The sequence below is a fragment of the Prevotella pallens ATCC 700821 genome, from assembly GCF_000220255.1.
GTDB lineage: Bacteria > Bacteroidota > Bacteroidia > Bacteroidales > Bacteroidaceae > Prevotella > Prevotella pallens.
In genome coordinates, this window is sequence record NZ_GL982513.1 from 1,497,619 (window position 1) to 1,503,905 (window position 6,287).

General features: G+C 32.2%; 8 protein-coding genes. 1 reads left to right on the plus strand and 7 read right to left on the minus strand.

Annotated elements, in window-relative coordinates:
- Positions 1-375: 375 nt before the first annotated feature.
- The 5 genes from HMPREF9144_RS05780 to HMPREF9144_RS05800 form a co-directional block, all read right to left on the minus strand.
- A complete protein-coding gene (locus HMPREF9144_RS05780) occupies positions 376-795 on the minus strand; it encodes a hypothetical protein (protein WP_006044974.1) in 420 nt (139 codons plus the stop codon).
- 259 nt (positions 796-1,054) lie between these two features.
- Positions 1,055-1,633 carry a UpxY family transcription antiterminator gene (locus HMPREF9144_RS05785; RefSeq protein ID WP_006044976.1) on the minus strand — a complete coding sequence of 193 codons (579 nt, stop codon included), beginning with the start codon at positions 1,631-1,633 and terminating at the stop codon, positions 1,055-1,057.
- Between the two features lie 16 nt (positions 1,634-1,649).
- Positions 1,650-2,222 carry an anthranilate synthase component II gene (locus tag HMPREF9144_RS05790; RefSeq protein ID WP_040595601.1) on the minus strand — a complete coding sequence of 191 codons (573 nt, stop codon included), beginning with the start codon at positions 2,220-2,222 and terminating at the stop codon, positions 1,650-1,652.
- 19 nt (positions 2,223-2,241) lie between these two features.
- Positions 2,242-2,889 carry a beta/alpha barrel domain-containing protein gene (locus HMPREF9144_RS05795; protein WP_006044978.1) on the minus strand — a complete coding sequence of 216 codons (648 nt, stop codon included), beginning with the start codon at positions 2,887-2,889 and terminating at the stop codon, positions 2,242-2,244.
- Positions 2,890-2,894: 5 nt separating this feature from the next.
- Positions 2,895-3,704, minus strand: a complete 810-nt coding sequence (locus HMPREF9144_RS05800; protein ID WP_006044979.1) for an indole-3-glycerol phosphate synthase TrpC — start codon at positions 3,702-3,704, stop codon at positions 2,895-2,897.
- Between the two features lie 227 nt (positions 3,705-3,931).
- Between HMPREF9144_RS05800 and rpe the strand changes: the two genes are divergently transcribed.
- The gene (gene rpe / locus HMPREF9144_RS05805) at positions 3,932-4,594 is read left to right on the plus strand and encodes a ribulose-phosphate 3-epimerase (RefSeq protein ID WP_006044981.1); all 663 of its coding nucleotides are present in this window, start codon (positions 3,932-3,934) and stop codon (positions 4,592-4,594) included.
- Positions 4,595-4,773: 179 nt separating this feature from the next.
- Here the strand turns inward: rpe and HMPREF9144_RS05810 are convergent, their stop codons facing one another.
- Positions 4,774-5,373 carry an RNA polymerase sigma factor gene (locus tag HMPREF9144_RS05810; protein ID WP_006044982.1) on the minus strand — a complete coding sequence of 200 codons (600 nt, stop codon included), beginning with the start codon at positions 5,371-5,373 and terminating at the stop codon, positions 4,774-4,776.
- 151 nt (positions 5,374-5,524) lie between these two features.
- A complete protein-coding gene (locus HMPREF9144_RS05815; RefSeq protein ID WP_040595399.1) occupies positions 5,525-6,028 on the minus strand; it encodes a DUF6359 domain-containing protein in 504 nt (167 codons plus the stop codon).
- Positions 6,029-6,287 lie beyond the last annotated feature (259 nt).

The following is a 6,287-nucleotide window of genomic DNA, read 5'->3' on the forward strand; positions in this document are numbered from 1 at the left end:
ATGTTGTAACAGCGCAATGCTTATTAAATTGTATTATCTACGTGTAAGTAGAGTTTTACTTACGTGTAAGTAAAGTTTTACTTACGTGTAGATAAAGTTTTATTTACGTGTAAATAAAACTATTTAATACTTACAAAGATACTACAATATCATAAGAAAAACAAAAGAATATCAAGAGAAAAATATTGTGTATTCATTTTAGCATATTTCTTTCTTATAAATATAGTTTAAGTGCTTGCAGTATTTGTGTTTTTCTCTTACTTATAATTTAACATTCACGATTATTTTCTACAATATTCGCGAATGTTATTGGTGCGTACTTCTTGTTACGAAGCAAACTTAATAGAGTTTTTATAGCAATAAAGTAGGACTTTCCTAACTGCCTTGAAAAATGAAATAGTAAGGTATGCCGGGATATTCTTCCGATTCGTTATCAAATAATTCCAATCCTTCGAAGAATATATGGTCATCGCCTTCTAACTTGTCGTGCACTTCGTTATGAACTTTATAAAGCAATTCGGCTGTAGTGAAATATTTATTGTTGTCGGCTTGCAACATTATTTGTTCTTCTATAATGTCTTCTTCCTCATCGTCCCAATATTCGTACTGAATTAATATTCTGTTTCCCACTAATTGCAACTTGTTCGTCCAAACATCGATAAATGGTTTTTCGAATATCTCCGCATTATATTCTGCTAATGCTTCTGCAAATTCTGGTAAAGAACCGAAACGCTTTTGTGCAAACGACCATGCAACATCGTTTAAAAGTTCTTTAGGCATAGTGTTGTGTTCCATTGTTTTTATGTTTTATGTTAGAATTGGTAGCTTCAGATATTAGTTTTTATAAAAGCGAACCAATGTTTTTTTCACGTTCATAATAAAGCATATTAGTGTATTCGCAAATAATATTGCATTGTTTTTTACGTAAATTGGATAGAATACTCATTACGCAGAGTCAACCAGCAAGTGCAAAATTACAAAATGTTTTTAAAGAACTCGCACTTTGGAGTAGAAAAGTTTAATTTTTCTCTTAGCTTTGCCTTACTTTCCATAATTATTTATACATTTCATTTGTAGGAACACAACACCACCGAGAAACTTTTAGCATAATGCTGATTCCTGGAATTTCTTTTAAAAGATAATACTTCTTGCTCGATCTAACCAATCTTCCTTTCATTCCTCGTAAAGGTCCGTATTTTACAAAAACTTCGTCGCCTGCTTTTAGCCGTGCTTCTTCAGTTGGAATAAACTTTCGAAGCTCTATTTCTGGATTACACATTAAACGAAATTCGTACATTTGTTCGTGAGGAATGGTATAATATTCATTGCTATTATCGGGTTTAGTATATACGCTCATCTTAATATCTGCCTCGTATACCAGACGTTTAAAACAAGCTTCTTCCATAGTTTTCTTCACAAAGATAATATTCCTCACAACAGGTTTTAGTTTATTATGCACCTTACCTTGTTTACTTTCTTCAGCCACATACTGTTTTGGAATGAAAGTCTCTATACCATTTTCTGTAAAAAATGTATCGGCATCTTCTAGTTTCACAGTATACAACCTAATGGCATACCAATCTTTATTGTCATCTACTATAGAGTTTGCATATTTTTCTTTCTTATCTTCCATAGAAGCGCATTCTGTTTTATATACTCAACCAGTTCTTAACAATATCTTTTCCCAAAGGAGTCAGTACACTTTCAGGGTGGAATTGTATGCCATATACATTATACACTCTGTGTTGTAAAGCCATTATAATACCATCGCTGGTTTTTGCTATTACCTTTAATTCTTTGGGAAAGCTATTATTTGATACAATCCAACTATGATATCTACCCACCGACAATTTAGTTGGCAAGTTTTTAAATAGTTTTGATTGGTTATCAACTTCTATCACAGTTTCTATGCCATGAAAAACTTCTGGTAGTTTCTCTATTTTACCACCAAATATTTCAGCAATAGCCTGATGTCCCAAACATACTCCCAATATAGGTTTCGTTTCGGCGTAATGTTTTATTATATCTGGCATTAAGCCTGCTTCTGAAGGAATTCCTGGTCCTGGACTTAAAACAATTCTATCGTAATTATCTATTTCTTCTAACGAAATATCATCATTATGTTTAACAATAACATCTGTTCCTAATTCTCGCAACAAATGTACTAAGTTATAGGTAAAAGAATCGTAATTGTCTATTATTATACATCTCATTTTCTTCATAGTATCGCTATCTTCGAGCTTATTCTGCCAAAGTTTGTACTGCAACTTTCACATCTGTACAATTATCTATATCAACACCAAGCAACATTGGGTGCTTAAAGTTCTTTATTTGGTCTAAATACTCTTGTTCAACATTCCCAATTATAAAATGAGTATTACCTTTATATGTTTTAATAGCAGCTAAACCAGCATCTATATTTCCTAATTTAAATAAGAAATAATCTACAATTCCCTCATACTCCTGCGCAAGTTTCAAATCGTCAACAGACCGAATAAGCAAAGTTTTCATTATTTTTATGCCTGCGTGTATATCAGGATCAAGTGTTGAACGAAGATTATTTATCATTATGCTGCTCTCTTCTCCATCTAATTGTACCACATCTAACTTAAAATTTACCACTCGAGTTACTATATTTTGTGGCATATCATCTGCAAATACGCCAAAGCGTTGCAGAGAACTTTCGTTCATAAACCCATTCTTCTCTATTTCTTTTCCTAAAGCAGCAGCACGACTTCCATAATCGGGAATTATTCCTGCACGAGAAGATATCTGTCTAACAAAGTTAGGACTATTCAAACGAAAGTCAAATCCAATCCAATTTATTCCAAACTCCATTAATTCGCAAACATTCTTTGCATCGCGCGTCCCACAACGTTTTATTATCATATAGCTTAATTCTCTTTTTTTATTCCTTTAATAAATTCACCAAGTGCATAACCTGGATTAGCGGTCTTCATAAATAAGTCGCCTATAATGATTCCTTGAAATCCTACATCTGATAATTCTTTCGCTTTCTCAGGAGTATAAATTCCGCCCTCGCTTACTTTTATACAATCGGCTGGTAATAGTTTTGCAAATTCAAACGACTTGTTTACGTCCATATCGAAACTACAAGCAATTCGATTGTTTATTATTATTAAGTCTACATCACACTCAAGGTAATCTATCTCTTCTATCGTATATAGTTTTAATGCAACTTCCATTCCTAATTGGTGAGCAAGAGAAGTTAGATATTTACATTGTTCTATACTTAATAATACAGCAGTGAGAACAATGGCAGAAGCTCCTGTATGTTTCGCTTGAAACAGCTGATATTCGTCGATAATATAGTTCTTATATAATAAAGGTAAGGCTATTCCAATAGCACGAGCTTCTTGTACAAACTCATCATATCCGCCAAAATAAACAAAATCGGTGGGAATACTTATAGCTGCGGCGCCATTTTTTTCATAATCTACGCCTATATTCCGTATCTTAGCTTCCTTATTTATCCAGCCCAAAGCAGGTGTTTTTCGCACAAATTCTGCTATTACTTTTAGAGACGAACAACCATTAAATACGCCCTTTAACGAATGTACTTTATGTTTTAATGCTCCTTCATACTCTATAATACCATACAATTGCTTTAGTGGAACATATTGTTTCCATTGTTCCAATTCTTTTTCTTTGTTAGCAACAATTGTTTCTAAGATATCTTTCATAATACAAAGTTAGCGAAAAGATTAGAGAATACATAATAAAAAGACAAAGATTGCGTTTCATAAATAAAAGTCATCATTTAATATAGCATAGCCTATGATAGAATTATTTACACAAGAAGAGTTGAAACCCTCAGAAAAAACGTTGAACATTATCCGTCAAATTGCTTATACATATAGAGCAATAAAAGTAAACGGCAAGTTAGAAACTTATTGTCTTAATTAAACAAATGGAAACTTTAGTATCACCATCTTTATTATCGGCTGACTTTCTACACCTATATAAGGATATAGAAATGATTAATAATAGCGAAGCTGATTATATACACATGGATATTATGGACGGAGTATTTGTTCCTAATATTTCTTTTGGATTTCCTATTCTAAAAGCTGTTGGCAAAGCTTGCAAAAAACCTATGGATGTTCATTATATGATTGTACACCCAGAGAACTATATTCAACAAACTGCCGATGCTGGAGCTGCAATTATGAGTGTACACTACGAAACGTGCCCTCACTTACACAGAACTATCCAGCAAATAAAGCAAACTGGAATGAAAGCCGGTGTAGTTATTAATCCTGCTACTCCCGTATCGGTGCTTGAAGATATTATAGTAGAGGTAGATCTTGTTCTTATTATGAGCGTAAATCCAGGTTTCGGAGGACAAGTTTTTATTGAAAATGCAATTAAAAAGGTTGAACGCCTACGTAAACTTATTAACGAAACAGGAAGTAATGCTATTATTGAAGTTGATGGTGGTGTACAAAATAATACAGCACCACGACTTGTTAAAGCAGGAGCCGATATGTTAGTAAGTGGAAGTTACATATTTAATTCTCCCCACCCTATTGAAACTATTAAAAGTTTAAAAGAATTAAGTAGACGTCCATAACCAATTATTAATATTTTTAAGCCCATTTTTCAGTCTGTTTGCTATTTTAAAGAAGAAGTGTATCGGGCTACACAACTAATGTAAGATGGTAGAATAGTGAAAAAGGGGCTTAAAAATCCTGGTATATCTAAGAGGAATATTGATACAATTATATATATGCACTAACTTTTAACGCCTATTTAATAGGCTAATTGCAAAAGAACATCATTTTCGCGTACCATTTTCCTAAGATTTAAGATGGCATAACGCATTCTTCCAAGACTTGTATTTATACTAACACCTGTAGCTTTGGCAATTTCTTTAAAAGACATCTCTTGATAAAAGCGCATAAAAACTACTTCACGCTGAGAAGGAGGAAGATGTTGCATTAATTTTTTTATATCTGCTAAGGTCTGCATATTAACAAATTGGTTTTCAATATTACCAATCTGTATATCTGCACTACCTAAATTCGATAAATCGTTCTCTTTTGTCGGCTCAACAATCTTATCTGTTTTCTGAGCACGATACCAATCCATTATTATATTATGGGCAATACGCATAGCCCAAGCAGAGAATTTTCCACTCGGCTTATAACAACCTTGTTGCAGTTTTGTTATTATCTTCACAAATGTTTCTTGAAAGATATCATCTGCAACATCACGATTCCTAACTACAAAAAGTATGTAGGAAAAAAGTTTAGACTGATTGTGCGACAAAAGCAAGTCGAAAGCTCTATTATTACCATTAATATACAACAAGGCTAATTCCTCATCAGTCATTTCATTAAGATTCTTCATTCTCTAAAATGATTTATATTTAAGTAATGGTGTTCCTATAGGCTTGTAATTTAAATTGTATTCATTGTTTATTCGCTTGCAAATATAATTATTTTTATTTTTTCAAACAAATTATTAATAAGAAAACTATTAATATGTTGTGAAAAATTACTCATCTCACCCATTCATAAGCCTGAATATTGTCTTTCATTCCATAAATTCCAAGATACTTTTCTTTTATTCCTAATATCCGAATGCGCATATTATAATTATTTGGATTAGTTGCTAAGCCCAAATCTTGTTTAAGTTCTTTTGTTTTCAACTTAATAGCAATAACCTTTTCTGTATCGGTTTCACCTGGTTCGTCGGCGAGCAAAATTGCATTATCGGTTGGAAATGGATATTCCCAAACTGCATTCTTTATACTTTTAGTGCAACTTCCAACTATATACCCCTCAACCCAAACAGGAGTTTCTCCAAAATCATTTTTTAGGAAATCTGCAACAGTTCGTATCTCTTCGGTTGTTTCCTCCTTATTTTTCTTTTCGTCCGTTTTTCCATTATCAGTTTCGTGTTCAGTTTCAGAACCAACTCCGTAATATTCATAAACATTCTTCGTACAACTTATTATAGAAGAACACATTATAATACAAAAGAATAGATAAAATAACCTCATCGTAAATTTATTCTTATATTGTTTAGATTAATGTTATCGTTTTCTATACCAAAAAGATACATATTCCGTTTAAACTTATTCTTAAATTGTATATATCTATTCAGAATAGTATCATTTGATAAGTTTTGATAACAAAAGAAATTTATAAAATTTCTACTATGTCCAGAATATCACTAATCATAATTATACAAATTCGTCAGCAATCTCTTTCTACAGTACGTACAAAAGTACTAATAATATTCAGAGAAATCAACTTCTT

Bases quoted from the DNA above. Each gene is read 5' to 3' on its own strand.
- HMPREF9144_RS05780 (WP_006044974.1), bottom strand. From the start codon at position 795: ATGGAACACAACACTATGCCTAAAGAACTTTTAAACGATGTTGCATGG.
- HMPREF9144_RS05785 (WP_006044976.1), bottom strand. From the start codon at position 1,633: ATGGAAGATAAGAAAGAAAAATATGCAAACTCTATAGTAGATGACAAT.
- HMPREF9144_RS05790 (WP_040595601.1), bottom strand. From the start codon at position 2,222: ATGAAGAAAATGAGATGTATAATAATAGACAATTACGATTCTTTTACC.
- HMPREF9144_RS05795 (WP_006044978.1), bottom strand. From the start codon at position 2,889: ATGATAATAAAACGTTGTGGGACGCGCGATGCAAAGAATGTTTGCGAA.
- HMPREF9144_RS05800 (WP_006044979.1), bottom strand. From the start codon at position 3,704: ATGAAAGATATCTTAGAAACAATTGTTGCTAACAAAGAAAAAGAATTG.
- rpe (WP_006044981.1), top strand. From the start codon at position 3,932: ATGGAAACTTTAGTATCACCATCTTTATTATCGGCTGACTTTCTACAC.
- HMPREF9144_RS05810 (WP_006044982.1), bottom strand. From the start codon at position 5,373: ATGAAGAATCTTAATGAAATGACTGATGAGGAATTAGCCTTGTTGTAT.
- HMPREF9144_RS05815 (WP_040595399.1), bottom strand. From the start codon at position 6,028: ATGAGGTTATTTTATCTATTCTTTTGTATTATAATGTGTTCTTCTATA.